Raw genomic sequence first — 24,252 nt, 5'->3', positions numbered from 1 at the left:
ACTTATCTCCCTTCCATCGCGGCGCCAGCGGCACCGGCATTACTACGCTGCTGGCCCATTTTGTCGAGCGGCAGGTACAGCATGTTGTTGCCGCCTTTATCGTCGACAACGACTTTGCTGACTTTTGACAGCACTTCTTCCATCGTTTCAATGTACAGACGGTTGCGCGTCACTTCTGGCGCGGCGAGATACTGCGGCAGCAATTTTTCAAAGCGCTGTACTTCACCTCGTGCCTGCGCGGTCACCTGAGCTTTATACGCTTCGGCCTCTTGCAGAATACGTTGGGCGTTTGCTTGCGCCAGTGGCAATTCTTTCTCGCGGTAAGCTTGCGCTTCCTGCACCATACGGCCCTTGTCTTCACGCGCCTTGATGGCGTCATCGAACGCGGCGCGTACTTCCTGCGGTGGATCCGCTTCCTGGAAATTGACGTCAGCGATCTCCAGACCGGTTTTGTACGGCTCGAGAATTTCGCGCAGCAATTCGCGGGTCTGGCTTTGAATGACCGATTTACCGGCCGTCAGAATGTCATCGAGTTGCGACTGACCAATGACCGAACGCAAAGCCGCTTCGGTGGCCTGCTGCAAAGTGAAATCCGGATCGACAACGTTGAACAAGTACGCTTGCGGATCGGCGATACGGTATTGCACCGAGGTCGAGACATCGACCAGGAATTCATCCTTGGTCAGCATCCGGCCGCGCACAATTTCTTGTTGAACTGACGTGGTGTTGACGATGTTGACTTGATCGATGATTGGCGGCGCCCAGTTCAAACCGGAGCCTTCAATGCGATTGTATTCACCGAAACGCAACACAATCGCACGCTCTTTTTCGTCGACCTGATAGATACCGGCGAGACCGTAACCAAACACGACGACGGCGAGAATGACAAAACCCAACACCGAGTTGGCTTTGCCGCTGCTGCCGCCACCACCACTACTCGATGGGCCTTTGCCACCACCGAAAATGCCGCCCAGTTTTTTACCGAGATCTTTCAGAAAATCGTCGAGATCCGGCGGGCCACCTTGCGGCTTGCGCCGCTGGCCCCATGGGTCTTGATTGTTGCCGTTACCCGGCTCGTTCCAAGGCATGGTCAATGCTCCAGTTGTGTTGCGGCAGTCCAATCGTCTGCCTCTGTGTGTTGAGAAATTTCCGGCAAGTAGGGCCGCGCTTGCGGATCATGGCGTAAGCGCGCCCACTCCACCGCATCAATCTGTAAGAAAAGATGAAAAGCACCGTCTTCGTCGATGCTTTCGTGCTGCACGGCCTGCAGCGCGAAGAGCTTGGCCCGTAATTTTGCGGCTTCAGGCGGCAAGATCAAGGTCAGTTCGACCCGGGTGTTGACCACTCGCTCTTCGATGGCGTCGAGCAGCTCGGACAACCCGGCACCAGTCACTGCCGAAACAAAGGCACGCACCGGCATGCCATTTTCATCGCACTCAATACGCGGCGCCATGTCCGGCAAGCAATCAATTTTGTTGAACACGGTAATGCTCGGCACGTCTTCGGCGCCAATTTCCTGCAGTACCGCTTTTACGGAAGCAATCTTGTCATCGCGCAATGGATCGGCGGCATCGACGACATGCAATAACAAATCGGCTTCGCGGGTTTCGGTCAGCGTCGCTTTGAAAGCGTGCACCAGATCGTGCGGCAAGTGGCGGATAAAACCGACCGTGTCGGCCGCCAGCACCTGGGTTTGCTCGATCGGCAATCGGCGCAGGGTTGGATCCAGCGTCGCGAACAACTGATCCGCCGCGTAAACGCCGCTCTCGGTCAGCGCATTGAACAGCGTTGACTTGCCGGCGTTGGTGTAACCGACCAGCGACACGGTTTTCACTTCGTTACGACGACGGGAACGGCGGCTTTGCTCGCGCGTTTCAGCCACTTTCAACAAACGTTTCTCGATTTGGTCGATTTTCGCCATGACCAAACGACGGTCGGTTTCCAACTGCGTTTCGCCAGGACCGCGCATGCCGACACCACCACCGCGCTGACGGTCCAAGTGGGTCCAGCCGCGTACCAGGCGCGTCGACAGGTGCTTAAGCTGCGCCAGCTCGACCTGCAGCTTGCCTTCATGGGTTTGGGCGCGCTGAGCGAAGATATCGAGAATCAAACCGACCCGATCGACAACCCGGCACTGAATCAACCGCTCCAGGTTGCGTTCCTGAGCCGGTGACATTTGATGATTGATGATCGCCACTTCCGCTTTGTGCGCCTGCACGGCAGCACGCAGCTCTTCGGCCTTGCCTTCGCCGAGGAAATAGCGGGGATCTGGCTGCTTGCGACTGCCGGTGACGAGTTGCAGCACGGTCAGGCCGGCCGAGCGCACCAGCTCCTGCAGCTCCGCAACGTCTTCGGCTTGATCGCCAGAGGAAAAATCGAGATGAACGAGGATAGCCGCCTCGCCGCCGGCGTGACGGTCAAACATGTAGGGTATTCATTACACTCAATACGCAGATGCACCAATGCCGCCGCAGGGCGGCATTGGCTGGCGTACGCTCAGAGGTTACCTGGCTGTACACCTTCATCTTCAGTGGGTTCGTCGCCACCTGCACCTTGATGCGGCAAGCGCACATTGCGGGCAGGCACGACCGTGGAAATCGCGTGCTTGTAAACCATTTGGCTGACGGTGTTTTTCAAAAGCACAACAAATTGATCAAATGATTCAATCTGGCCTTGCAACTTGATGCCATTGACCAGGTAAATCGACACCGGAACGCGTTCACGACGCAGCGCATTCAAAAAAGGGTCTTGTAACGATTGCCCTTTCGACATGATCTATTCTCCTTATATTCCTGTTATTAGTAGCCCTGCCGAATCAAGGTCAGAGGCAGCTCAGACTGGTGATGGCCGGCCGATACTGGAAAAACCGGGACGACCGTTGGTAATTGTAGCGTAAAGCCGGAAACGCAACAGCGACATCGCCGTGACTTTTGCGCATGACGCGATGGAGCACAGCCTGCTCAGAACGTATGACCGCTAAATGGGCGCTGGTTCCATGGCTTTCAAGATCTGATCGACCGGATTTTCACTGTTTTCGTCCAGCAGTAAATCCAATGGCCATTTGCGCAACCAGGTGTACTGACGCTTGGCCAGCTGCCGGGTGGCCGCCAAGGCCCGCTCACGCATTTCCTGTTCATTGCAGGCGCCGTCGAGAAAGTCCCAGATTTGCCGATAGCCGACACAACGAATGCTCGGCAGCTCGGCGTGTAGGTCCGGCCGGGCTTTCAAGGCCTTCACTTCCTCAACAAAACCGGCCGCCAGCATCACATCCAACCGCATCGCAATACGACGGTGTAGCCAGGCCCGGTCCGGCAGCAGCGCCACCTGCACATAGTGATACGGCTGAGTTGCCGGTGTCTGGTGTGCCCAGAGCTCCGTCATGGGCTTGCCGGTCAGCTCAATGACCTCCAGCGCGCGCAGAATGCGCTGCGGGTCGTTGGCGCTGATGCGTGCTGCGGCCGCTGGGTCAAGCTGTTGCAGGCGGGCATACAACGCCGGTAAGCCCTGTTGCTGACGCTCCTGTTCCAAACGGACCCGCAGCGCCGGCTCGGCATCGGGCAGATCGGCGATACCTTCGATCAGCGCCTTGAAATACAGCATCGTGCCGCCGACCAACACCGGCAGCTTGCCGGCGTTTACCGCTTGCTCAATGGCCGCCAAGGCTTCATCGCGAAAACGCGCGGCGGAATAGCTTTCGCTTGGGTCGCAGATATCAATCAGTTGATGTGGGTGCTGGGCCAGTTCCTCGGCGGTCGGTTTGCCGGTGCCGATATCCATACCGCGATAAATCAGCGCCGAATCGACACTGATCAGCGAACACGGCCGGGTATCGGCCAAGCGCATCGCCAGCGCCGTCTTGCCGGATGCGGTCGGTCCCATCAGGCAGAGAACCGTAGGCTTCAGGTCGGCCATAGCTGCTGCCAATCTTCGGCGCTCAATTCACGCCGGCAATGCTCAACGCTCTGCCGCTGTGCCCAGGCAATTTTTTCCTGCCAATAGTCAAGATTGTTACTGGCAGGCTGATTCAGCAAATGTTCGACAACAGTATCGATCACTTCAGTAGTGTCGATCAGCGATTGGCACAACACCGTCCAGTTAGCACCGCGCAGTACCGACGGTGCGGCTTTCAGTAGTTTCTTGTCGATAGTAAAGCCGAGCGAGCACAGCTTTTCGTCATCAGCATTGCTGAGCAATGGCAAAGAAATCGGCATCAACAATGGTTGCTGTGCAGGTTTCGCTTCCAACCATTGTTGCTGCAAAAATACCTGCAGCAGTGTTGGCAAATGCCAAAGCTGCAGTGGCGTATCCAAACTCAGCATCAACGTTTCGCCGACCCGCACCAGCTTTACATTTGACGGTGTAGACTCGGTACTTAGCGTTTGATAAAACGCCATCGTTTCTTTTACCGCTTCGCGCGCTGGCGGACGCGCTATCACCGCCGATTCGGCAATTGTCGGCGCCGAGCGGGGACGAGAAAATGCGGGTGGTGAAATGGGGCGTTCAGAAACAGGCGTGGTGCTCACTGGCTGGGCAACCGTTTCCGGCAGTCGTTGCAGACTTTCCCGAACCGTTTGCGTGATCCAGTCATGCATCCAGCGCGCATGGCGAAAGCGTACTTCATGCTTGGTTGGATGCACGTTGACATCAACCAGCTCGGCCGGCATTTCAATGAATAACGCCCAACAAGGTGCCCGTCCTTTCGGCAGCGACTCCTCATACGCGCTACGAATCGCATGATTGACGACGCGATCGCGAATCGCGCGGCCATTGACGAATACATACTGGCCATCGGCCTGGGCGCGATGTTGTTCTGGATGCCCTATCCAACCAAAAATGCGTTGCTGTTCGATCTGCTGCTCCGCTTCAACAGCCGTCACCAGAAAGCTGCGCCCAAGCACGGCAGAAACGCGCTCGGCCAAACCTTCCTTGCCGTCAGCGATACGGAAATTGCGCACCGTTTTACCGTTGTGCGTCAGTCGTACCGCGACATCGGGCCGCGCCAGAGCAACACGTCGCACGGTTTCATCGATATGGGCGAACTCGGTATTTTCGCTACGTAAAAAACGGCGTCTCGCCGGCGTGTTGAAAAATAAATCGCGCACTTCGACACGAGTGCCGACATCCAGTGCTGCCGGCCGCACTTCGACTTGCATGCCGGCACCTTCGGCGAATGCCAGCCAGGCATTGTCCTGATCACGCTGACAGGAAATCAGCGTCAGCCGCGAAACCGAAGCGATACTGGCCAAGGCCTCGCCACGAAAACCGAGTGACATCACCGCGGCCAAATCATCCAGCGTTTTGATTTTACTGGTCGCATGCCGAGCCAAAGCCAGCGGCAGATCGTCGGGGTGAATGCCATGACCGTTATCGGTAATGCGCAACAACTGCACACCACCGCGTTCAACATCGATATCAATGCGTGTCGCACCGGCATCCAGCGCGTTTTCCAACAACTCCTTGATCACCGACGCCGGCCGTTCAACCACCTCGCCAGCGGCGATTTGGTTAGCGAGTCGAGGCGACAGGATTTCGATGCGAGAAGTCATGGAATCAACGAAGGGGAATTTGCGGGTAGTTTACCGGTGTTTAACAAAACCGCGAAACGTATTCAAAAAGCTCTGGGCGCTAAAAAAGCATACTCTTCGTGCTTTTTTTCGAAGCCACAGAAATAGAGAAGAAAAAACGGGGCCCCCGTATGCGCCAGCCGGCAACGAGCATTCGTAGGCCGGGTACGCCAGCAAGGATAGCTGGCGTAGCAATGTCAAGGCAGGGATGCCGCGTCAGTGCGGCCCGAGCCGGAGAATGCTTGTTGCCGGAGCGGCCTCGTCGAAGCAGCGAAACCTCACTGGCGCTTCGGGGCGTGGTGGATTCATGCCATCCTGGCATTCACCCTCCGGGCGTCTTCGACGTCCAAATTTGCTCCTGACAAATTTGTCTTTTGGTTTCTTTTCTTTGCACGAGCAAAGAAAAGAAACTCGGCTGCCGGTCCGAGAACCGGCACTCTTTGAAGCTGAAGGCTGTTTGGAATACAGAAAATTTCGAACGTAAAAAGAACAGGAGTCCGTCAATCAAGGAATGACTAACACCTGCCCAATCCTTACCACATCAGAAGTCAGTGCATTCTTGCTGCGCAGATCATTGACGCTGACCTGATACGTCTGAGCCACGCCAATCAAGGTATCGCCACGGGAAATGACATGGCGATTGACTTTGTTCATCGCGTACATTGAGCCTTCTGGTGGCCGCTGTTCAAAGTACTTGTGCACGCCTTTGAAAATGGCTGCCGCCAGTTTGTCCTGATGATTTTTTGACAACAACAGCGATTCTTCTTTCGGGTTCGAGATGAATGCCGTTTCGACCAGAATCGCCGGAATGTCCGGGTTTTTCAACACCAAAAAACCTGCCTGTTGCACCGTCGGTTTGTGCAGACGTGGCACCACGTGCTTCATTTCACCGAGCACACTGCTGGCGATATCGAGGCTGGAACCAACGGCGTTGTACATCGACAAATCGAGCAGTACTTTAGCGACGTCGTTGTCGTATTTGGACAGGTTCAGCGAGTCTTCGCCGCCAAGCAATGCCGACGCATTTTCACGCTCTTCCAACCAACGGCCCATTTCACTTTGCGCGCCGCGTTGCGACAGCACCCAGACCGAGGAACCATTGGCTCGTTTGTCTTTGAAACCGTCAGCGTGAATCGAGATAAATAAATCCGCGCGTTTTTCCCGCGCCTTGGCGGTGCGCTTGCGGTGATCGAGATAATAATCACCGGTACGGATCAATACCGCTTTCATGCCTTTTTGCGCGTTGATTTTGTCGGCAAGACGTTTGGCGATGGCTAGTGTCACATCTTTTTCGTGGGTGCCTTTTGGCCCGACGGCGCCTGGATCTTCACCGCCGTGGCCGGCATCGATGGCGATGATCAGATCACGTGACTGACCAGCTTTCGGCGATTCGATCACCGGCGCGGTTTCTTGCTTGGCCAGATCCTTGATATCGAGCACCAGACGATCGCCGTATTGACCATACGGTTTCAGCGCAAACGATTTAACGTCGAAACGGTTGTTGATTTCCAACACCAAGCGCAGCGTTTGATTGTCTGGCGGCGTGCTGTCGCGCAGCTTGCCGATTAACGTCGAACTGATCGCGACGTCATCCAGTTTCAGATCAAGTTTGCCTTTTTTGATGTCGATGACCAGCCGCTCCGGATTGTTCAGGATGCTGGTGGAAAATTCCGGCGCGTCGGATACGTCGAACACGACGCGAGTGTTGTCCGGTGCCTGCCAAAAACGCACGGATTTGACCGCGACGTTGGCCACCGCTTGCCCCAAGCTTGCGCACATCAGCGTGATTGCCAGCAGCAGTCTTGTCATCGTTAACCTGCCAAATCACTTTCAGATTTATCAATATTGTGTTGATTTTAATAGAAAATCAAGCGCATTGGTACGTTTTTCGTCCAACTGTAATCGGGCCAGCCGACCGTCGCCCTGACGACTCAGTTCGAGCCGAGCCACAGGCGGCGGCAACCCCCCCTGGCCGCGCTCCGGCCATTCGATCAGCGCGATGCTGTCAGGCCGGAAATATTCGTCGAGGCCGAGGAATTCCAGCTCTTCCGGGTCGGTGATGCGATACAGGTCGAAATGGTGGATGGTCTTGCCGGCTAGCGGATAGCTTTCGACCAGCGTATAGGTCGGGCTTTTCACCGGGCCTTCGTAATCGAGCGCCCGCAGCAGACCGCGTACCAGTGTGGTCTTGCCGGCGCCGAGGTCGCCGTGCAGATGCAAGGTTTCGCCGGGCTCCAGCCAATGAGCCAGCACAGCGCCTAGCGCCAGCGTATCGGCCTCCACCGGCAGCGACAGTTGCCGTTCAATCATGAGCTCAAACCCTGAGGTAAATAACGGAACAAATCGCTGGCCAGCACTCCGCGCTGGCCGATATCGCGGGCCGCGCAGTCACCGGCCCAGGCATGCAGGCTGGCCCCCAATCTCGCGGCATCGAAAGGCGACAGGCCCTGCGCCAGCAAGGCGGCGAGGATACCGGTCAGCACATCACCCATACCGCCCGTCGCCATCGCCGGATTGCCTTCGGCAAGCACCGTGTAACGCTCGGTGTCGGCAATCAATGACGGCGCGCCTTTCAGCACAACAGCGGCAGCCTGATAGTGATCAAGTAGAGCCTTGGCTGCGGCCAAACGATCGGTCTGAATATCGGCCGTAGAGCAATCAAGCAGGCGTGCGGCCTCACCCGGGTGCGGGGTCAGCACCGCATTCGGCACCGGCTGCGGCGCTTTCGCCAAGATATTCAGCGCATCGGCATCGAGCACCAGTGGTTTGCCGGTTTCGATCAGCCGGTTCAGCAAGGCCGGCACCCAGTCGGCCTGCGACAGTCCGGGGCCTGCCGCCAGTACGGAGGCCCGCTCAATCAGACGGTTCAGTGCAGCCGGTTCCGGCGCCTGCTCGAAGCCGTGGGCCATCAGCTCCGGCCGGGTGGCCAGGCAAGCGTTGGCCGCCGACTGATGACAATAGAGGCTGACAAGACCGGCACCACTGCGCAAAGCCGCTTCGCCACTCATCCGAATAGCGCCCCCCATGCCGGGTGCGCCACCAATCAACAGTACATGGCCGTTATCACCTTTATGGCTACGACGCGGACGCGGTAGCAACTGCGGTTGCCAGTGTCGGTGCGCCAACCATTCCGCGGCGCGGCGGACGCCGTTGAAACATTCTTCCGGCATATCCAGATTCGCGCATTCGAGGGTGCCGACATGATCCAGACCGGCCTCGGTCAGCAAGCCCGGTTTGCAGGCGATAAAGGTAATGGTCCGGCTGGCGTTCAGCACCGGCCCTTCGATGGCGCCATCATCGGATGGCAGGCCGGTCGGCATATCGAGCGCCAACACCGGGACTCGGCTGCGTTCGGTAAAGACATTGACCTGCTCGACGATGCCGCGCATCGGTTCGCGCAACGCGCCATCGAGACCGATGCCCATCAGCGCATCGACGATCAACTCGCTTCCGCTCAACGCCTCGGCCGAGAAACGTTTCGGTTTGATCGGGCAGCTTGCCCGGGCATCGGCGGCATCGCCGCTGGACTCGTCCAGCTCCGGCATCAGGATCTGCACCTCGAAACCGGCTTTGGCCGCCAACGTCGCGACAACAACGCCATCGCCGCCGTTATTGCCTTTGCCGCACAGCACGGTCAGCCGGCGCGCCTCCGGCCAGCAACGCTTAGTCAGCGCAAACGCGACTTCGCCGGCACGTTGCATCAACACCCGGGTTGGCTGCTGGCTGACTGAAGGAAAGCGCTGCTCGACAGCGCGGACTTCTTCTGTGCTCAGAATCCGCTCGCCGTTCGGGAAGCCTTTTTTCAGATGCATGCGGAGGCCTCAAAGGGCCAGAAAATGTTCGCGGTACAGCGTCAGTTCCTGAATCGACTCGCGAATGTCTTCCAGCGCCGTGTGAGTGTTTTTCTTGTTGACTTTTTTCAGCACATCCGGTTTCCAGCGCTTGGCCAGTTCTTTCAGTGTGCTGACATCGAGATTACGGTAATGAAAATAAGCTTCGAGCTCGGGCATATGGCGGGCCAGAAAGCGGCGATCCTGACAAATGGAGTTGCCGCAGATCGGTGATTTGCCTTTGTCGATCCAGTTTTTCAGGAAGGCAATGGTCTGCTGTTCGGCATCGGCTTCGGTGACTTGCGATTCACGCATGCGCTGAATCAGCCCGGACTCGCCATGGGTGCGCGTGCACCATTCATCCATCGCGTCGATGATTTGGTCACTCTGGTAGATGGCCAGCACCGGCCCTTCGGCCAGCACGTTCAAATTTTTGTCGGTAACAATCGTGGCAATTTCGATAATGCGATCATTGCTCGGATCGAGCCCGGTCATTTCCAAATCAATCCAGATCAGATGATCGTCTGACTTATTCATAGCTCCTGCCTGCATCGTCACGTAAAATGGCCCTTTAGTGTAGCACTGGAGGAAAGCGAAGATGACGGATCTGACCAAGGAAACCGGTTCCCAGAACGCCACGAAACTGGCAGCCAATGAAATCGAGTCGTTATTGAAAGCGGTGCCGGAATGGTCGCTGAGCGATGGCAACATCCTGCGCCGGGAATTTAAATTCAAAAACTTTTATCACGTCATGAGCTTTGTCAACGCCGTGGCCTGGATTGCCAACAAAGAAGGGCACCACCCGGATATGGAAGTGGGTTACAGCCGGGTGCTGGTGCAATTCACCACCCACGATGCCGATGGCATTACCCGCAATGATTTTATTTGTGCCGCCAAAGTCGACAGCTTGCTGACGACGGGCGCGGTCGGTCCGGCCCTGGTTTGATATGGCGAAAGAGCAGCGCACGCACGAGCGCCAACGCAAGGAAAACAAATCGCGTGATTTGTTTTCACGTGCGCAAACCGATGAGCCGTTGCAGGACGGTATCATCGTTGGCCGTTTCGGTCAGGAAGCCGATGTTCAGGATGATGATGGCCATATTTTTCGCTGCCATTTGCGCAAGCATCTGAAATCCATCGCCGTTGGTGATGAAGTCGAATGGTATCCGGATGCCACCGGCAGCGCCGTTGTCGTTAATGTCAAACCGCGCCGTTCACAATTGGAAAGGCCGAACCCCTACGAAGGCTTGAAGATTATCGCGGCCAATATCGATCACATTCTGATTATCGTCGCGCCGCTGCCGGCGTTTTCCGAGACGCTGCTCGATCGTTATCTGGTAGCCGCCGAATTGACGGACATTTCGGTCAGCATCGTCGTCAATAAAACTGACTTATTGAGTGCGCAAACAAAAGCAGAATTACAAGAACGGCTGAGCTGTTATGTTGATCTCGGCTATCCGCTGTTCTGGGTCAGCCGCAAATCCGGCGAAGGTATGCAAGCGCTACGCGAACACATGAGTGATGGCTGCAGCGTACTCGTTGGCCAAAGCGGTGTTGGCAAATCCTCGCTGCTCAATGCCTTGGTGCCGGAAGCGCAAAGCGATGTCGGTGAAGTGTCGGAAAGCTCCGATCTCGGCCAGCACACGACATCGGCTTCCAGGCTTTATCGCCTGCCCAATGGCGGCAGCATTATCGATTCACCTGGCGTGCGCGAGTTCGGGCTATGGCATTTGAGCGCGCAGGATATCGCCAAGGGGTTTGTCGATATTCGCCGGATCAGCGAACGTTGCAAGTTTCGCAATTGCATGCATGATCGGGAACCGCAATGCGCCGTGCGCGACGCGGCCGAAAGCGGCGAATTGCCAGCCAGTCGCTGGCAGAGTTTCAAAGCCATTCTGGCCAGTTTGAATACCGTATAAAAATTATTGCGCTGGCGTTTCCGGTGGTTCTTCAACAGCAGGCTCAGGCACTTGCGGCGCGGGCGTATCGATATTCTGCGGCGCCAGATAATCTTCACTGAACTGCCCGAGCGCATGCGATTTCAAGGCATCATCTATGCGTTTTTTCAACACGATAATGGCGATACGCCGGTTGACGGGATCGTCTGGATCGGCTTCGTTGAACAACACCGAATCAGCAAAGCCTTCGATACGAGCAATCTGCGAAGCCTTGACGCCTCCGGCGATCAACTCACGACGTGCGGCATTGGCGCGCTCAGCCGACAACTCCCAGTTGCCGTAATCTTTTCGATCAAGAAACGGCATAGCGTCGGTATGTCCAGTGATCGAAATCCGGTTCGGTACTTGGGCAATCAGTTTGGCCAGATTCTGAAGAATGGCGATCGAATAATATTTCATTTGTGGACTGCCTGAGTCGAACATCGGCCGCCCTTCCTTGTCGACAATCTGGATCCGTAAACCTTCCGGTGTGATGTCAATCAGCACCTGATCCTTGTAATCGGAAAAGGCCATGTTGCTGTTGACCATGTCGATCATTTTTTCTTTCAGCTGTGCCAGCGCCAGGTTCTCGGCATCTTCCAGGGCCTTCTGTCTGGCTTGTTCATCGCCGGGGCCATCCTGCTCAGTGTCGGCGGCGGCGCCGGGAGCCAAAACCTCCGGCACTTCCTGGGTGGTAGGCAGTTTCGGTTCGCCCAATTCAATCAGCGATGCGTTGGCACCGCCCTCGCCCATGAAAGTGCCGCCCGGGTCCTGGAAATAAGAAGAAATAGCGGCTTTCTGTTCCGATGAAACACTGCCGAGCAACCACAGCAACATGAAGAACGCCATCATCGCGGTGGTGAAATCGGCGAACGCGACTTTCCAGGCACCGCCGTGATGGCCACCATGACCTTTCTTGACCTTCTTGACGATGATCGGCTGTTTGCCTTCGCCTTTGTCTGCCATCGTCTCGCCTTAGTTACCGCGCACCCGCTTTTCCAGCTCGGTAAAGGAAGGACGTACCGAGCTGAACAATACTTTGCGGCCAAATTCAATGGCCACTTGCGGCGGCGCGCCACTGACGCAAGCCAGCAGCGAGGCTTTGATGCAGGCATAGAACTGGCCTTCCTCGCGCACCTTGTGCTCCATGGAACTGACCATTGGCGCGACAAATCCATAGGCAAACAAAATACCGAGAAAAGTTCCGACCAACGCCGCCGCTACATGGTGACCGAGCACCTCAGGCGGACCGCCAAGTGCTCCCATGGTGATGACAATACCCATGACCGCCGCGACGATACCGAAGCCAGGCAGTGCATCAGCGACTTTCTGCAAGGCATTGGCCGGCAGCAACGCTTCGGTATGGTGAGCTTCCATTTCCGCGTCCATCAGTGCTTCGAGTTCGTGTGCACTCATATCGCCGACCACCATCAGTCGCATGTAATCACAGATGAAATCGAGCACATGGTGATCCTTCATGATCAGCTTGTACTTGGTGAAGATCGCGCTGGCTTTTGGGTCTTCGATTTCGCCTTCAATGGCGATCAAACCTTCTTTGCGGATTTTGCTGAACAGGTCATAAAGCAGACTCAACAATTCCATGTACATGGTTTTGTTATACGGGGAACCGCCGAGCAACCCGATGCCACCCTTAAACGTCTGAGCGATCACGCCCATTGGGTTGGCAATAAAAAAAGCGCCAAACGCAGCTCCACAAATCGTGATCAACTCGAAAGGCTGCCACAATGCGAGCAAATCGCCGCCTGACAACATGTATCCAGCAATCACCGCCGCCCATACGATGACAGCGCCAACAATCAAATTCATGCGCGATAAATACCCGGAACGATTCTTGTGAACGGCTTAAGCATAGTTCATCGTTGGCGATTGCAAAGGCGTGCCAGAAAACAATTTGCGGCTGAGCGAACTATACTGCCGGAACCATGGCAAGGATTTCCCAGCATGAGCGAACAACACAGCGATCGACGGCGCTTTTCCCGCGTTGATTTTTTCTCACAAGCCTACCTGTGCGACAGCAATGGCCGAGTTCCCTGCCAGGTATGCGATGTTTCGCTGCAGGGCGCGCTGGTCGCGATTCCGGCCGAATACGCCGATGTCAGTCTGGTGACACCGTTGACGCTGGAAATTCCGCTTGGCGACGAAGACGATGTCGTCATTCGGATGACGGTGCGCGTTGCACATGAGCGCGAAGGTGTCATGGGTCTGCTTTGCGACAGCATCGATCTGGACAGCATCAGCCATTTGCGCCGTCTGGTGGAATTGAATCTGGGCGATGCCAGCGCGCTCGAGCGGGAATTCCCGGCGCTACGACATAGTGATGAATGAACTCGTGAAGCAGGCACTTACTTCCGGTTCAACTCCCGTCAAATAATCGCCAATTACTCCTGATAAGCCGCCAGCAACGCTTCGTGCAAGGAACGCACGGCCTGCACAGTCATACCTTCCGGCGGCAGTTTCGGTGCATTGCCGAGCGGCACGATGGCGCGTCGGAATCCATGTTTGGCGGCCTCTTTCAATCGCTCCTGGCCATTCGGTACCGGCCGCAACTCTCCGGCCAAACCGACTTCCGCGAAGGCAATCAAGTCGGTAGGCAAAGGCCGGTTGCGCAGTGACGACACCACGGCCAGCAGCTGCGCCAGATCGGCACTGGTTTCCAACACTCGCACACCACCAACGACGTTCAGGAACACATCCTGATCGTAGGACTGTACACCGCCATGACGGTGCAACACTGCCAGCAACATCGCCAAGCGGTTGCTGTCCAAACCGACCGCCACCCGGCGCGGATGCCCGGCCCGACTTTCATCGACCAGCGCTTGCACTTCGACCAATAACGGCCGGGTACCTTCCCAGGTCGCCGTGACCAGCGAACCGGGCACCGGTTGGCTGTTGCGGGTCAGAAAAATCGCCGACGGATTCTTGACCTCTTTCAGGCCGGTTTCGGTCATGGCAAACACGCCGAGTTCGTTGACCGCGCCAAAACGATTTTTCACTGCTCGCACCAAGCGGAAACGGCCGTCGCTTTCACCTTCGAAATAGAGCACGGCATCAACCATATGCTCCAGTACCCGCGGGCCGGCCAAAGCGCCGTCTTTGGTGACATGGCCGACCAGAAACAATGCGGTACCGGTCTGCTTGGCAAAACGGGTCAGCAAGGCCGCACTTTCCCGCACCTGGGAAACGCCACCGGGCGCCGATTGCAGTTGTTCGGTGTAAAGCGTCTGCACCGAGTCGACGACCATCACTTGCGGTTTTTCCTGTTCCGCGACGGCAACAATGCGCTCGACTTGCGTTTCAGCCAGCAGCGCCAAATTGGACTCGCCGAGCCCCAAGCGTTTGGCACGTAGCGAAACCTGCTCCAGGCTTTCTTCGCCGGTGACATACAGTGCCGGCCCCTGCCCGGCCAATAGGCAAAGTGTCTGCGTCAAAAGTGTCGATTTACCAATGCCCGGATCACCGCCAATCAGCACCACCGAACCCGGCACCAGGCCACCGCCCAAGACTCGATCCAGCTCGCCGGAACCGGTTGGCCAGCGCTGGATATTGCCGGTTTGCACTTCCGGCAAGCGGGTGACTGTCGACGCCGCTCCGGCGAATCCGGCAAAACGGCCGCTGCGCGCCGGCGCTTTCACTTCAACCTGTTCGCTGAGCGTATTCCACTGGCCACAATCGGCACACTGCCCTTGCCATTTCGGACTGATGGCGCCACAGGCAGCGCAAGCGTAAACGGTTTTATTCTTGGCCATGAGTTGGGCAAATCTCCATAAAAGGCAGCAGAGCCTAAAAGCAAAACCAGCCTAGGTCAAAAGCCGGCGCAGAATGCGCACCCGAAGCAGTGAACACCTCATTGGCATTTCGTCGGAAAACCGTTCTTATCGACAATAAAAAACGGCGACCAGTGGTCGCCGTTTTCAGCTGCAGCAGAAACGCTGCCTGGGATGCTTAACGTTGGCGTTTACGGCCAAGCAGCAGCAAACCACCAGCGATCAGCAGTGCAGCAGCCGGAGCTGGCACCGGAGGCGGCGGAGCCGAGCCACCGAGCTGGCTGATGTAGACCGTGCTGTCCAGTGACGAATCACCTGAATCGGCAATGATGAACGTAACGGTCACGCCCATGGCGCCATCACCAACGAAGGTACCGAAGGTGTGCACGAACTGGCCAAACGCACCAGTGCTGCCGCCCAACATGCCGTCCAGCTCGGTACCGGCCTGACCAACCATGTCTGGATGGTCAATGTTGATCGGATTACCGTTAGCGAACGCAACGTTGGTGCCGTTGACGAACAGGCCGAACGCATCAATGAATGATGAACCCGCCCACTCTGGCCATTCTTCCGAACCGAAAGCGATATTGAAGAATACCGAATCGAAGCCCGGCAGTAGGTTAAAGGTCAAGGTAATGCTGGTGACATCGTTATGATTCAATGAACCACCAGTGATGGGGTCCAACAACAATTCTTCTGCTGCCGTCGCCGCCACGCCATAAGCCGTGGTGGTGCCACCAGCCGTATTTGGACCGTCACCATAATTCAGTACGTTACCGCTGGACAGCACGATACCGTTACCGATGCCATAGGTATTGCTGGCGTTGGTGTAGGTACCGCTGGATACGGCGCTTCCCGAGGTATGATTGCTGACCGAAACCACAACACTTCCCAAATCAATACCGGCGCCACCACCGGCCAACAGAGCGGCAGCCAAGGCATTGGCGTTGGTCTCTGAGGTCACTACGATGGCTTGAGCTGGCAGCGCGCTCAGTCCAAGCGCGAATACGGCGGCCATGCCTTGCCACTTCAATAATTTCATTCTTCACTCCTCCTTGCTGTTTGGTAAGCGACAGCTCGCTTACATGGTGCACAGCAGTAAAGCAAGGTCGGTGCCACTTCAACTTTTACAATTTAAATCAATCGATTAGCACTTATTGGTAACCAAGTGAGTGTTGTAAATGGCAAATTACCTGACACGTCCCAAAGACCGAAAATCAGCAATTTTTCGGTAAGTTATAAAGAAAACGTCGTTGATTACCGAAAACCTGAAGGCGACCTCGATTGGCATGGTAAACAACAATCAAGACCCAGCCCTTCGCGGCAAATTCTGTACCACAGTCTATATTTGATGAACGTATTCGTGGACCGATGTTATGGCGAATTACCTCCCTCCCAACCGCGGCCGTGCCGCCCCCAGCACCAAGCAGGAACTGGAGCGCATGGAGCAGCAACGGCTGTCACAGCCCTGCATGCGCACGCTTGATCTGCGCGGCCAGGTCGCCGGCAAATGTAAAGAGTATCAACATGGCGGCCGCACCCACTGGATGGATGAGCGCTCGATTGCGATATTCGAGCAGTTGCTGGCGCGGTTTCGTGGCCAGTACACGCTTGGCGTGTACGAAGCCTTGCTGGCCAGTACCAAAATGGCGAAATCGGAATCGGGCGGCGCTCGCACCGTGCATGCCGATGCCCGCGATGATGAGGTGATGTGCATCGATTTTGGCTACCGGCCGCGCCGGGCCGAATCACGAATGAATTATGTCTCGTCGGTGACCATGGAATTGGAAAACGGCAATCGCCTGGCCGGAAAAACGCTGGACTTGTCATTGCTGGGATTACGCCTGTCGCCGTCGGCCAATATTCAATTGCCACCGGGTACGCCGCTGTCGCTGCACTTTGATGAACTGCAACAAAAGCATGGCGAACCATTCGGCGAGATCGCCTATACCGTGGTCGCCACCGATCTCGAACAGGATCGCAAAGTGCTGCGCCTGAAGCGGCAGATGCGCGACAGCGAACGCGAGTTTGATCACTTCCTGCCGCACTTTATCGAAAGCCAATCGAACCGCTACAAGCACGAGCTGAATGACCTGCTGCAGGTCACTTATGCGCGTGCTTATGACCGCTTGTATGGTCAGCGCCTGCAAGGGCTATACGCGTTTTTCCGGCCCAGTGGCGAGCGCATTGAGCTGGAAGCCTGTGCTGGGCCAGTCGAATATGCATTGAGCGAGACCACACCGCTGATCGCCTTGGCGGCCCGGCAACTGGCGCGCATCACGACGGCGGCGATGCTGGAAAAACAAAGTCAGATCATTGTCGCCAGCCGGCAAAGCCTGCACGTGATGCGCTGGCAAGGTCGCGTTTATGCGCTGCCCGCCGACGCGCTGCAAGCCAAAGCTCAGCGCGATGACTGGTATCGGTTGATGAATGAGTCCGAGGAAAGTGCCTGTTATGGATTGGTCTGGCGTAAACAACCAACGCTGCACCAAGCCGATATCGATGAAGCGTTGGACATGTTGCCCGAATCGCTAAAGCCGCATATTGCCGACTGGCAACAGCGCCTCGGTCGCATCAGCCATAGCTGTGCGCTGGTGCCTTATCAAAGCACATTGCGCCCGGAACAACGCTTCGATGCCTTGCCGACCCAGGTACCGGAGTGGCTGAAAGTCTGGGAAGTGCCACGCTCACCGGTACCGCCGCTGTTCGCCATGGGTGTGCGCGGCCAGCGTGCGCAGGAGCGCTATTTGCACAAGACCGCAGTGCAGGTCGACAGTGAAAATGAATCGGTCAGCGGCGAGCTGGTGGATTTTTCCATCAATGGTTTGCAGCTGCAGTTGAACAGACCAGGCCGATTTGAAGCACGGGAAATCGTCAAAGTCAGCTTCCCGGCGCTGCAGGAAAAAGTCAAAGAGCCGGAAGAATTGGCGCAACAGGCGTATCGTGTCGTACGCAGTCAGCACCAAGGAGAGCGGCTGTCGCTGGAACGTGATTTCCGGGTCAGCAAACATGGCGCCGCGCGCTTTTTCACGTACATCATTCAGAACAATCGGCACCGCCTGCCTCGCTGTACCCATGAGCAGCAGCAAATTGCCGATGCCCGCATCGCCGAGATGCTGGTTGGCGTTGGCCTTGCCGGTGTACCGTTTGTGTTGTCGCGCGACAGCGAAAAACGCCCATATCTTTTTGCCTGTGGATTCAATCCGGGCAGTTCGCTGCTTTATCCTTTTGGTGATGACAAGATCTCGATCACCAGTTTGAATCAACGCGAGTTATTGCAGACCCTGCTCAGCGAGCATTGCAATAATGTCGGCGCCGTCGACAAGGTTCGTCACGCCTTGTTGAAACTGCAAAAGCAGGACGAGCACACGGCGATCTGGAGTCTGCTGGAACCCGCATCGCCGGCCGACGAGCGGCAGATGCTGCAACAGGCCTTGCAGGAAAAGGCCCGAATATTTGCCTGTGCGATTGCACCGGTCAATCCATTGCCGCGCAGTGAATTCGAGGCGCTGTTGAAACCGGTGTTCAATAACTCGCGATACAAAGCCGATCAATTCCGCGCCGAAATCAGCCGGGTCATCGGTATCGGCACCTTATTTGATTTAACTCCAGCACTGGCGCACGAATTGCAGTTTCCAGCGGATGCAGCAGCGCCCTGATTTGTGTACGATCGGCGTCATTATTGACGTACGTGATAAATCTCATGTGGCGCCCTGATTCCTGGCAGACGCGCCCGTTGCAACAGTTTCCGCCGTATCCGGATCTGCCGGCTTTGCAAAAAGCCACGCAGGAATTGCAACGCCTGCCACCGCTGGTCACCGAAGCGGAAATCGACAATCTGCAACGACAACTGGCCGATGCTGCCGCCGGCAAACGCTTTCTGTTGCAAGGTGGCGATTGCGCCGAATCGTTTGCCGACTGCAATACCGACAGCATCACCGCCAAGCTGAAAATCCTGCTGAAAATGAGCTTGGTGCTGGTCCACGGATTGCAAAAGCCGATCATCCGGGTTGGTCGCATTGCCGGCCAATACGCCAAACCGCGTTCCGATGAATTTGAAAGCCGTGATGAGCAGGTGCTGCCGAGCTATCGCGGCGATTTGATCAACGGTGCCGAGTTTGATGCTGGTAGTCGCACACCGGACCCGAAACGCCTGCTGACCGGCTATGGGCTAGCCTCGCTGACACTCAATTACATCCGGGCCCTGACCGAAAGCGGTTTTGGCGATTTGTCGGCAGCCGAGCACTGGGATTTGAGTTTCGTTGCTGATTCACCGCGCGCCGACGAATACCGGCAGGTGGTCAGCGATGTTCGTCGTGCCATCGCCCTGATGCAAACGGTGGCGCCAGCACCGGCCCAGCGCACCGAGTTTTTCACCTGTCATGAAGCACTGCACCTGCATTACGAATCGGCGCTGACCCGGCCAGGACGCGACCATCGTTGGTATAACTTGTCGACCCATCTGCCGTGGATCGGCATGCGCACAGCCGATCTTGCTGGTGCCCATGTCGAATACATGCGTGGCATCAGCAATCCGGTAGCGCTGAAAGTTGGACCGAAACTGCCGCTCGATACGCTGCGCAGGCTGTGTCAGGCACTAAATCCCGAGCGGCTTCCGGGCCGGCTGACGCTGATCCACCGTTACGGAGCCGATCAGATCGAGTCCTTACTACCGGCGGCGATCCAAGCCATTCGCGCCGACGGCATGCCGGTGCTCTGGTGTGCCGACCCGATGCACGGCAATACCCGGACCACGACCAATGGCATCAAAACCCGTCGTTTCGATGACATCCTGCGCGAGCTGGAAAGCTCATTCGCCATTCACCATGACTGCCATAGTGTGCTCGGCGGTGTTCATTTCGAGATGACGGCTGAGCCGGTCACCGAATGCCTCGGTGGCGCCAGCGGCCTGGAGGAGCAGGATTTGGAACGGGCTTACAAAAGCCTGGTCGACCCGCGCCTGAACGGTGAACAAGCGCTGGAAATGGCGCTGTCGATCGTCCGCGTCAGCGAGCGTCTGTGCTGAAGTTGCGACCAAATGGCCAATATTTACGATGGTTGCCGGTATCGAAACGCCAGCGATAGGTCTACAATGTCAGCCCTGACAGGTAATGGCCACCTGAGTAAGCAAGAGGAGTGTCGACAATGAAAAAGCTGTTGGCGGTCGCTTTTGTCGTGGGTACCCTGGTCTTGGTTGGCCCGGCGCCGATCCCGCCAGCGGATGCAGTGACCGTCGCTCAAACCGACTGCGCGGTACCGCCGCCAGAGTGTGAACAGAAAGAAAACGTCGGTTACGGTGACTGGTTGTTTGGCCGCCACAAAGCGCCATCGCTGCACTTCATTGATTTTCTGGAGTTATTCATTCGATAACCCAGCAGTCTTCAGTCGCGAGAAACCGGCCAATGTGCCGGTTTTTCGTTTTTTAGGTTTTTATCGGAAGCAGACACGATGCGCGAACCTTCTGAGTCCCCTGAACAATCCCCACAACAAGCGCCAAAACGCCCCGGCTTCTGGAGCGTGGTGCAAAGCGTGCTGGCTGCCGCGTTCGGCGTGCAGTCGGAAGAAAAGCGGCAGAAAGATTTTCAGCATGGCCGGCCCGGCGACTACATCGCGATTGGCATCGTCTTTGTCATTTTGTTTATCGTGACGCTGGTGCTGATCGTGCGCTCAGTGCTGTCCTCAGCCGGACAGTAGAAGCCATTTCAAAAATGCCTGGAACTCGGCGATCTGCGCGGATGCGGTGCTCGGCATCCTCATTTACTACTTGTAAACTCCGGTTGATGTTCGGCGCATCCTTGCGCCTCCCCCTTCGGAGTTGGCACGAAAATTCGCTCCTGGCGAATTTTTCCGCTCCTAATTCGCGCACCTCGCCATCGTCCAAACTATTTTTGACATGGCTTCTAAATAAAAAACCCCGCGGAAGCGGGGTTTTCTACGATTCGGTACAGCAGATTAAGCGGCTTTCTTCGCAGCTTTGCTGACTTCAGCCGTGGCGCTGTTGAAGCGCTCGGTGAAAAAGCCGGTCAGTTCCTTGCGGCTTTCTTCGCTCAGTTGGGTGAGCTTGGTCAGATCTTCCTGAGCACGGTTTTGTACCGCTTTCAGGTAATCGGTCTGTTGACCAACAAAGCCCTTTACCTGCTCCAGGTCAGCCAGCTTGGTGGCGGCCTGCAACTGCTTCAGGTTCAAATTGGCATAGGCGTTGAAGCTTTCCACTTGCGCTTGGGCGACTTTCTCGACCTGACGCAATACGAGCTGGTTAAACTCAACCACCGACTGGTTAATCGAACGACCTTGTTCGGTCATGTTGCTAAACAGAGTATTCCACATCGTTGTAGCCTCCTATTGGCGGTTTGGTGCAAAGCAGCATAAGCAATCTTTTGTCGCATTGCAACATTTTTGCTGGCAAAATGAACAAAACGGCCAAGAGGTGAGCATATGGACAGTCAAACCGCTATGACAAATGTACAAGAACAATCCGAGCTGATGGCCCGCATCAGCCAGGGCTGGCAAGCCTTGCTGGCCCAATACGCCCAAGGTGGCGCCGATTTCAGCCAGGACATGGCCCGCGTTTCGGCGATCTGGATGCGCTGCTTCCAGGAAGGCTTTCAGCTCTGGCAAAACCGCGGCAACGAATTCCAGAATCAATGGCAAACCTGGCAGAACCAGTGGCAGGAACGCCTGCAAGCCGCGCTCAGTGGCCAGGCCGAACCGAGCGGCGACAAACGCTTTAAATCGGAAAGCTGGAACCAGCCGTATTTCACGCTGCTGCGCGAAAGTTATTTGCTGTACGCCGAGCAAATGTTCAAAGCGCTGCAACCGAAAAGCCGTTCTGAAGCCGAGCACACCGAAGCGCTGCGCTTTTTTACCCGTCAGGCCATCAACGCGTTTGCGCCGAGCAATTTCGCGCTGAGCAATCCGGAAGTCTGGGGAGAAGCCCAGCGTACCGGCGGCACCTCCCTGCTGCGCGGCATTGCCCAATTTGTTGAAGACCTGGTGCGTGGCGGCGGTCGCTTGAACATCACGATGACCGATATGAACGCGTTCAAAACCGGTGAGAATGTCGCGACCACACCAGGCGCTGTCGTCTATCAAAATGATTTGATTCAACTGATTCAGTACACACCAACGACCGAGAAAGTCTATAAGCGTCCCTTGTTGATCGTTCCGCCCTGGATCAACAAGTTTTACATTCTCGATTTACGCGCGAAAAATTCGTTTGTCCGTTGGGCCGTCGAACAAGGCCACACCGTATTTCTGATCTCCTGGGTCAATCCGGGCCCGGCTCATGCCGACAATGGTTTCGAGGATTATCTGCAGGAAGGCACGCTGACCGCGATCGAGCAAATCGAAAAACTGACCGGTGAAAAAGAAGTCAACGCCGTTGGTTACTGCCTGGGCGGCACGCTGCTGTCCTGCACACTCGCCTACCTGACCGCGCAGGAAAAACAAAGCAAAGGCAAAAAGAAAAACCCGATTGCCCGCGCCACGTATCTCGCGACCTTGATTGATTTTTCCGAACCCGGTGAAATCGGCGTTTACATCGACGAGCAACAACTCGATTTGCTCGACGCGCAAATGCAGAAAGAAGGCGTGTTCAGCGGCAAACAAATGGCCACGGCGTTCAACAGCTTGCGTGAGAATGATTTGATTTGGTCGTACTGGGTCAACAATTACCTGCTCGGCAAAACACCGATGGCATTTGACTTGTTGTACTGGAACTGCGATGCGACCAATCTACCGGCCAAGATGCATGCGTTCTATCTGCGTAATATGTATCTGAACAACAAACTGGCCGAACCGGGTGGTATTACCCTGCTCGATACGCCAATCGATATCGGCAGCATCGAAACGCCGGTGTATTTCCTGTCGACCGAACAAGATCATATTGCGCTGTGGACCGCCACTTATCGCGGTGCCCGCCTGCACAAAGGACCGGTGCGTTTTGTACTCGGTGGTTCTGGTCATATTGCCGGCGTCATCAATCCGGATGGCAGCGAAAAATACGGTTACCGCACGCACGGTGAATTGCCGGAAGATCCGATCCTCTGGCATGCCGAAAGCGAAGCCCACACCGGTTCCTGGTGGCGTGACTGGAACGATTGGGTTACCGAAGGCTGCAAAGCCAACGTGGCCGCCCGTCAAATCGAGAAAGCCATAGAACCAGCGCCCGGCAGCTACGTTCGGGTAAAAACCTGAGCGTTTCCGGAATGAAAAAAGGCCATCGTTTGATGGCCTTTTCTTTTCACACATTCTTCCACTTATCGACAATTAAACCGCGTAGTGCGCCAGCAACTCGTTGGCATGCAGTCGTTTGGTACCATTGCAACTAATAAAGCGACGCACCGGAAAATGCAGAATCGCCGCTTGCTGATACAACAAACGGGTTTCGTTGGTGTCGTGATTGGAAATCAACACCGGGATCTGTTTCTTGCTTAAACGTGCCGCCGCATTGGCCAGATCCTGCTGCGCTTCGGCGGTAAAGCTGGTGTAGGCATACGCCGTGAAACTGGCGGTGCGGCTTAATGGCACATAAGGCGGGTCGCAGTAGACGACATCACCTCGTTTGGCGGCCGCCATCACTTGCCGGAAATCGGCGCAAACAAATTCCGCTGTTTGTGCTTTCAGATGGAACGCCAGCATTTCCTTGACCGGAAAATACGGCAGCTTGAAGCGACCGAACGGTACATTGAACAGACCTTTGCTGTTGTAACGGCACAGGCCGTTATAGCCGTGGCGGTTCAGGTACAAGAACAACGCCGCTTTTTCTTTTTGCTGACGCTTGTTGTTGACGCGAAGCAGATTGAAGCGCTCACGGTGCTGATAAAATTTTTCGACTTGGTTATGCACGGCAGTGAAATAACGCGCGACATAATCAATAAAGTTGGCGCCGTCTTTTTGCAACGTCTGATAAAGGTTGATCAGATCCGGATTGATATCCGCCAGTTGATAGCTGCGGTAGTCGGTATTCAGGAACAAGGCGCCGGAACCGACGAACGGCTCGATCAGGCGCTTACCGTCCGGCAGCGCCTGCAGAATATGAGGCAGTACCCGGAACTTGCCGCCGGCCCATTTCAAGAAAGGTCGTTGCACGCCTGCTGCCACGAATGCGTTGCCTGAATGCTGAAAAGAATGCGAA

Annotated in this window: 23 protein-coding genes; 8 read left to right on the top strand and 15 right to left on the bottom strand. The window is 56.0% G+C overall.

Features of this window, described 5'->3' with window-relative positions; translation table 11 throughout:
* Positions 1-2: 2 nt before the first annotated feature.
* The 9 genes from hflK to orn form a co-directional block, all read right to left on the bottom strand.
* On the bottom strand, positions 3-1,088 hold the full coding sequence (gene hflK / locus E2H98_RS13015; RefSeq protein WP_133588814.1) for an FtsH protease activity modulator HflK: 1,086 nt from the start codon (positions 1,086-1,088) through the stop codon (positions 3-5).
* Positions 1,089-1,090: 2 nt separating this feature from the next.
* Entirely contained in the window at positions 1,091-2,425 is a 1,335-nt protein-coding gene (gene hflX / locus E2H98_RS13010) for a ribosome rescue GTPase HflX (protein WP_133588816.1), read from the bottom strand.
* Between the two features lie 71 nt (positions 2,426-2,496).
* Positions 2,497-2,772, bottom strand: coding sequence for an RNA chaperone Hfq (hfq, locus tag E2H98_RS13005; protein ID WP_133588818.1), 276 nt, complete (start codon positions 2,770-2,772; stop codon positions 2,497-2,499).
* Positions 2,773-2,976: 204 nt separating this feature from the next.
* A complete protein-coding gene (miaA, locus tag E2H98_RS13000) occupies positions 2,977-3,912 on the bottom strand; it encodes a tRNA (adenosine(37)-N6)-dimethylallyltransferase MiaA (protein WP_133588820.1) in 936 nt (311 codons plus the stop codon).
* Entirely contained in the window at positions 3,900-5,546 is a 1,647-nt protein-coding gene (gene mutL / locus E2H98_RS12995) for a DNA mismatch repair endonuclease MutL (RefSeq protein ID WP_133588822.1), read from the bottom strand. Before mutL ends, miaA begins: the two co-directional genes overlap by 13 nt.
* Before the next feature lie 522 nt (positions 5,547-6,068).
* Positions 6,069-7,373 carry an N-acetylmuramoyl-L-alanine amidase gene (locus E2H98_RS12990; RefSeq protein WP_133588824.1) on the bottom strand — a complete coding sequence of 435 codons (1,305 nt, stop codon included), beginning with the start codon at positions 7,371-7,373 and terminating at the stop codon, positions 6,069-6,071.
* A 30-nt stretch (positions 7,374-7,403) separates the two neighbouring features.
* Complete coding sequence (gene tsaE / locus E2H98_RS12985) at positions 7,404-7,874, bottom strand: tRNA (adenosine(37)-N6)-threonylcarbamoyltransferase complex ATPase subunit type 1 TsaE (RefSeq protein WP_133588826.1); 471 nt, start codon at positions 7,872-7,874, stop codon at positions 7,404-7,406.
* Positions 7,871-9,376, bottom strand: coding sequence for an NAD(P)H-hydrate dehydratase (locus E2H98_RS12980; protein ID WP_133588828.1), 1,506 nt, complete (start codon positions 9,374-9,376; stop codon positions 7,871-7,873). Before E2H98_RS12980 ends, tsaE begins: the two co-directional genes overlap by 4 nt.
* A gap of 9 nt (positions 9,377-9,385) precedes the next feature.
* On the bottom strand, positions 9,386-9,931 hold the full coding sequence (gene orn, locus E2H98_RS12975) for an oligoribonuclease (RefSeq protein ID WP_133588830.1): 546 nt from the start codon (positions 9,929-9,931) through the stop codon (positions 9,386-9,388).
* 61 nt (positions 9,932-9,992) lie between these two features.
* Between orn and E2H98_RS12970 the strand changes: the two genes are divergently transcribed.
* Together E2H98_RS12970 and rsgA are read left to right on the top strand one after the other, a co-directional pair.
* Positions 9,993-10,340, top strand: a complete 348-nt coding sequence (locus E2H98_RS12970; RefSeq protein WP_133588832.1) for a 4a-hydroxytetrahydrobiopterin dehydratase — start codon at positions 9,993-9,995, stop codon at positions 10,338-10,340.
* Between the two features lies 1 nt (position 10,341).
* Positions 10,342-11,313, top strand: a complete 972-nt coding sequence (gene rsgA, locus E2H98_RS12965) for a small ribosomal subunit biogenesis GTPase RsgA (RefSeq protein WP_133588834.1) — start codon at positions 10,342-10,344, stop codon at positions 11,311-11,313.
* A gap of 3 nt (positions 11,314-11,316) precedes the next feature.
* Here the strand turns inward: rsgA and motB are convergent, their stop codons facing one another.
* On the bottom strand, positions 11,317-12,297 hold the full coding sequence (motB, locus tag E2H98_RS12960) for a flagellar motor protein MotB (protein WP_133588836.1): 981 nt from the start codon (positions 12,295-12,297) through the stop codon (positions 11,317-11,319).
* Between the two features lie 9 nt (positions 12,298-12,306).
* Positions 12,307-13,158: a flagellar motor stator protein MotA gene (motA, locus tag E2H98_RS12955; protein WP_133588838.1), complete on the bottom strand. Its 852-nt coding sequence runs from the start codon at positions 13,156-13,158 to the stop codon at positions 12,307-12,309.
* Between the two features lie 135 nt (positions 13,159-13,293).
* On the opposite strand from motA, the gene E2H98_RS12950 reads away from it, so the two are divergent.
* Entirely contained in the window at positions 13,294-13,677 is a 384-nt protein-coding gene (locus tag E2H98_RS12950; RefSeq protein ID WP_133588840.1) for a PilZ domain-containing protein, read from the top strand.
* Between the two features lie 53 nt (positions 13,678-13,730).
* Here E2H98_RS12950 and radA read toward each other — a convergent pair whose 3' ends face one another.
* The gene (gene radA, locus E2H98_RS12945; RefSeq protein ID WP_133588842.1) at positions 13,731-15,098 is read right to left on the bottom strand and encodes a DNA repair protein RadA; all 1,368 of its coding nucleotides are present in this window, start codon (positions 15,096-15,098) and stop codon (positions 13,731-13,733) included.
* 196 nt (positions 15,099-15,294) lie between these two features.
* On the bottom strand, positions 15,295-16,158 hold the full coding sequence (locus tag E2H98_RS12940; protein ID WP_133588844.1) for a choice-of-anchor L domain-containing protein: 864 nt from the start codon (positions 16,156-16,158) through the stop codon (positions 15,295-15,297).
* Between the two features lie 334 nt (positions 16,159-16,492).
* Here E2H98_RS12940 and E2H98_RS12935 point away from each other — a divergent pair, with 334 nt between their 5' ends.
* From E2H98_RS12935 to E2H98_RS12920, 4 genes are all read left to right on the top strand, one after another.
* Positions 16,493-18,775, top strand: a complete 2,283-nt coding sequence (locus E2H98_RS12935) for a PilZ domain-containing protein (RefSeq protein WP_133588846.1) — start codon at positions 16,493-16,495, stop codon at positions 18,773-18,775.
* A 44-nt stretch (positions 18,776-18,819) separates the two neighbouring features.
* The gene (locus E2H98_RS12930; RefSeq protein WP_133588848.1) at positions 18,820-20,142 is read left to right on the top strand and encodes a 3-deoxy-7-phosphoheptulonate synthase class II; all 1,323 of its coding nucleotides are present in this window, start codon (positions 18,820-18,822) and stop codon (positions 20,140-20,142) included.
* 119 nt (positions 20,143-20,261) lie between these two features.
* Positions 20,262-20,486 (top strand): hypothetical protein, encoded by a 225-nt coding sequence (locus E2H98_RS12925; protein ID WP_133588851.1) that lies wholly within the window; start codon positions 20,262-20,264, stop codon positions 20,484-20,486.
* Positions 20,487-20,564: 78 nt separating this feature from the next.
* Complete coding sequence (locus tag E2H98_RS12920) at positions 20,565-20,810, top strand: DUF2970 domain-containing protein (protein WP_133588853.1); 246 nt, start codon at positions 20,565-20,567, stop codon at positions 20,808-20,810.
* Between the two features lie 258 nt (positions 20,811-21,068).
* Here E2H98_RS12920 and E2H98_RS12915 read toward each other — a convergent pair whose 3' ends face one another.
* Positions 21,069-21,443, bottom strand: coding sequence for a phasin family protein (locus E2H98_RS12915; RefSeq protein ID WP_133588855.1), 375 nt, complete (start codon positions 21,441-21,443; stop codon positions 21,069-21,071).
* Positions 21,444-21,569: 126 nt separating this feature from the next.
* On the opposite strand from E2H98_RS12915, the gene E2H98_RS12910 reads away from it, so the two are divergent.
* Positions 21,570-23,312, top strand: a complete 1,743-nt coding sequence (locus tag E2H98_RS12910; RefSeq protein WP_198325120.1) for a PHA/PHB synthase family protein — start codon at positions 21,570-21,572, stop codon at positions 23,310-23,312.
* A 72-nt stretch (positions 23,313-23,384) separates the two neighbouring features.
* Here E2H98_RS12910 and E2H98_RS12905 read toward each other — a convergent pair whose 3' ends face one another.
* Positions 23,385-24,206: a Dam family site-specific DNA-(adenine-N6)-methyltransferase gene (locus E2H98_RS12905; protein WP_198325119.1), complete on the bottom strand. Its 822-nt coding sequence runs from the start codon at positions 24,204-24,206 to the stop codon at positions 23,385-23,387.
* Between the last annotated feature and the right edge of the window lie 46 nt (positions 24,207-24,252).

The organism is Permianibacter aggregans (genome assembly GCF_009756665.1).
In the GTDB taxonomy this organism is placed as follows: Bacteria; Pseudomonadota; Gammaproteobacteria; order Enterobacterales; family Permianibacteraceae; genus Permianibacter; species Permianibacter aggregans.
Note: the sequence above shows the minus strand (reverse complement) of the source record. Positions and strands in the feature narration are given on the sequence as shown.

Coding starts and splice junctions, on each gene's coding strand:
- E2H98_RS12930 (WP_133588848.1), top strand. CDS start 18,820: ATGTGGCGCCCTGATTCCTGGCAGACGCGCCCGTTGCAACAGTTTCCG.
- E2H98_RS12935 (WP_133588846.1), top strand. CDS start 16,493: ATGGCGAATTACCTCCCTCCCAACCGCGGCCGTGCCGCCCCCAGCACC.
- E2H98_RS12940 (WP_133588844.1), bottom strand. CDS start 16,158: ATGAAATTATTGAAGTGGCAAGGCATGGCCGCCGTATTCGCGCTTGGA.
- hflX (WP_133588816.1), bottom strand. CDS start 2,425: ATGTTTGACCGTCACGCCGGCGGCGAGGCGGCTATCCTCGTTCATCTC.
- tsaE (WP_133588826.1), bottom strand. CDS start 7,874: ATGATTGAACGGCAACTGTCGCTGCCGGTGGAGGCCGATACGCTGGCG.
- mutL (WP_133588822.1), bottom strand. CDS start 5,546: ATGACTTCTCGCATCGAAATCCTGTCGCCTCGACTCGCTAACCAAATC.
- miaA (WP_133588820.1), bottom strand. CDS start 3,912: ATGGCCGACCTGAAGCCTACGGTTCTCTGCCTGATGGGACCGACCGCA.
- E2H98_RS12920 (WP_133588853.1), top strand. CDS start 20,565: ATGCGCGAACCTTCTGAGTCCCCTGAACAATCCCCACAACAAGCGCCA.
- hflK (WP_133588814.1), bottom strand. CDS start 1,088: ATGCCTTGGAACGAGCCGGGTAACGGCAACAATCAAGACCCATGGGGC.
- motA (WP_133588838.1), bottom strand. CDS start 13,158: ATGAATTTGATTGTTGGCGCTGTCATCGTATGGGCGGCGGTGATTGCT.
- orn (WP_133588830.1), bottom strand. CDS start 9,931: ATGAATAAGTCAGACGATCATCTGATCTGGATTGATTTGGAAATGACC.
- rsgA (WP_133588834.1), top strand. CDS start 10,342: ATGGCGAAAGAGCAGCGCACGCACGAGCGCCAACGCAAGGAAAACAAA.
- E2H98_RS12970 (WP_133588832.1), top strand. CDS start 9,993: ATGACGGATCTGACCAAGGAAACCGGTTCCCAGAACGCCACGAAACTG.
- E2H98_RS12915 (WP_133588855.1), bottom strand. CDS start 21,443: ATGTGGAATACTCTGTTTAGCAACATGACCGAACAAGGTCGTTCGATT.
- E2H98_RS12950 (WP_133588840.1), top strand. CDS start 13,294: ATGAGCGAACAACACAGCGATCGACGGCGCTTTTCCCGCGTTGATTTT.
- motB (WP_133588836.1), bottom strand. CDS start 12,297: ATGGCAGACAAAGGCGAAGGCAAACAGCCGATCATCGTCAAGAAGGTC.
- E2H98_RS12990 (WP_133588824.1), bottom strand. CDS start 7,373: ATGACAAGACTGCTGCTGGCAATCACGCTGATGTGCGCAAGCTTGGGG.
- hfq (WP_133588818.1), bottom strand. CDS start 2,772: ATGTCGAAAGGGCAATCGTTACAAGACCCTTTTTTGAATGCGCTGCGT.
- E2H98_RS12910 (WP_198325120.1), top strand. CDS start 21,570: ATGACAAATGTACAAGAACAATCCGAGCTGATGGCCCGCATCAGCCAG.
- E2H98_RS12925 (WP_133588851.1), top strand. CDS start 20,262: ATGAAAAAGCTGTTGGCGGTCGCTTTTGTCGTGGGTACCCTGGTCTTG.
- E2H98_RS12980 (WP_133588828.1), bottom strand. CDS start 9,376: ATGCATCTGAAAAAAGGCTTCCCGAACGGCGAGCGGATTCTGAGCACA.
- radA (WP_133588842.1), bottom strand. CDS start 15,098: ATGGCCAAGAATAAAACCGTTTACGCTTGCGCTGCCTGTGGCGCCATC.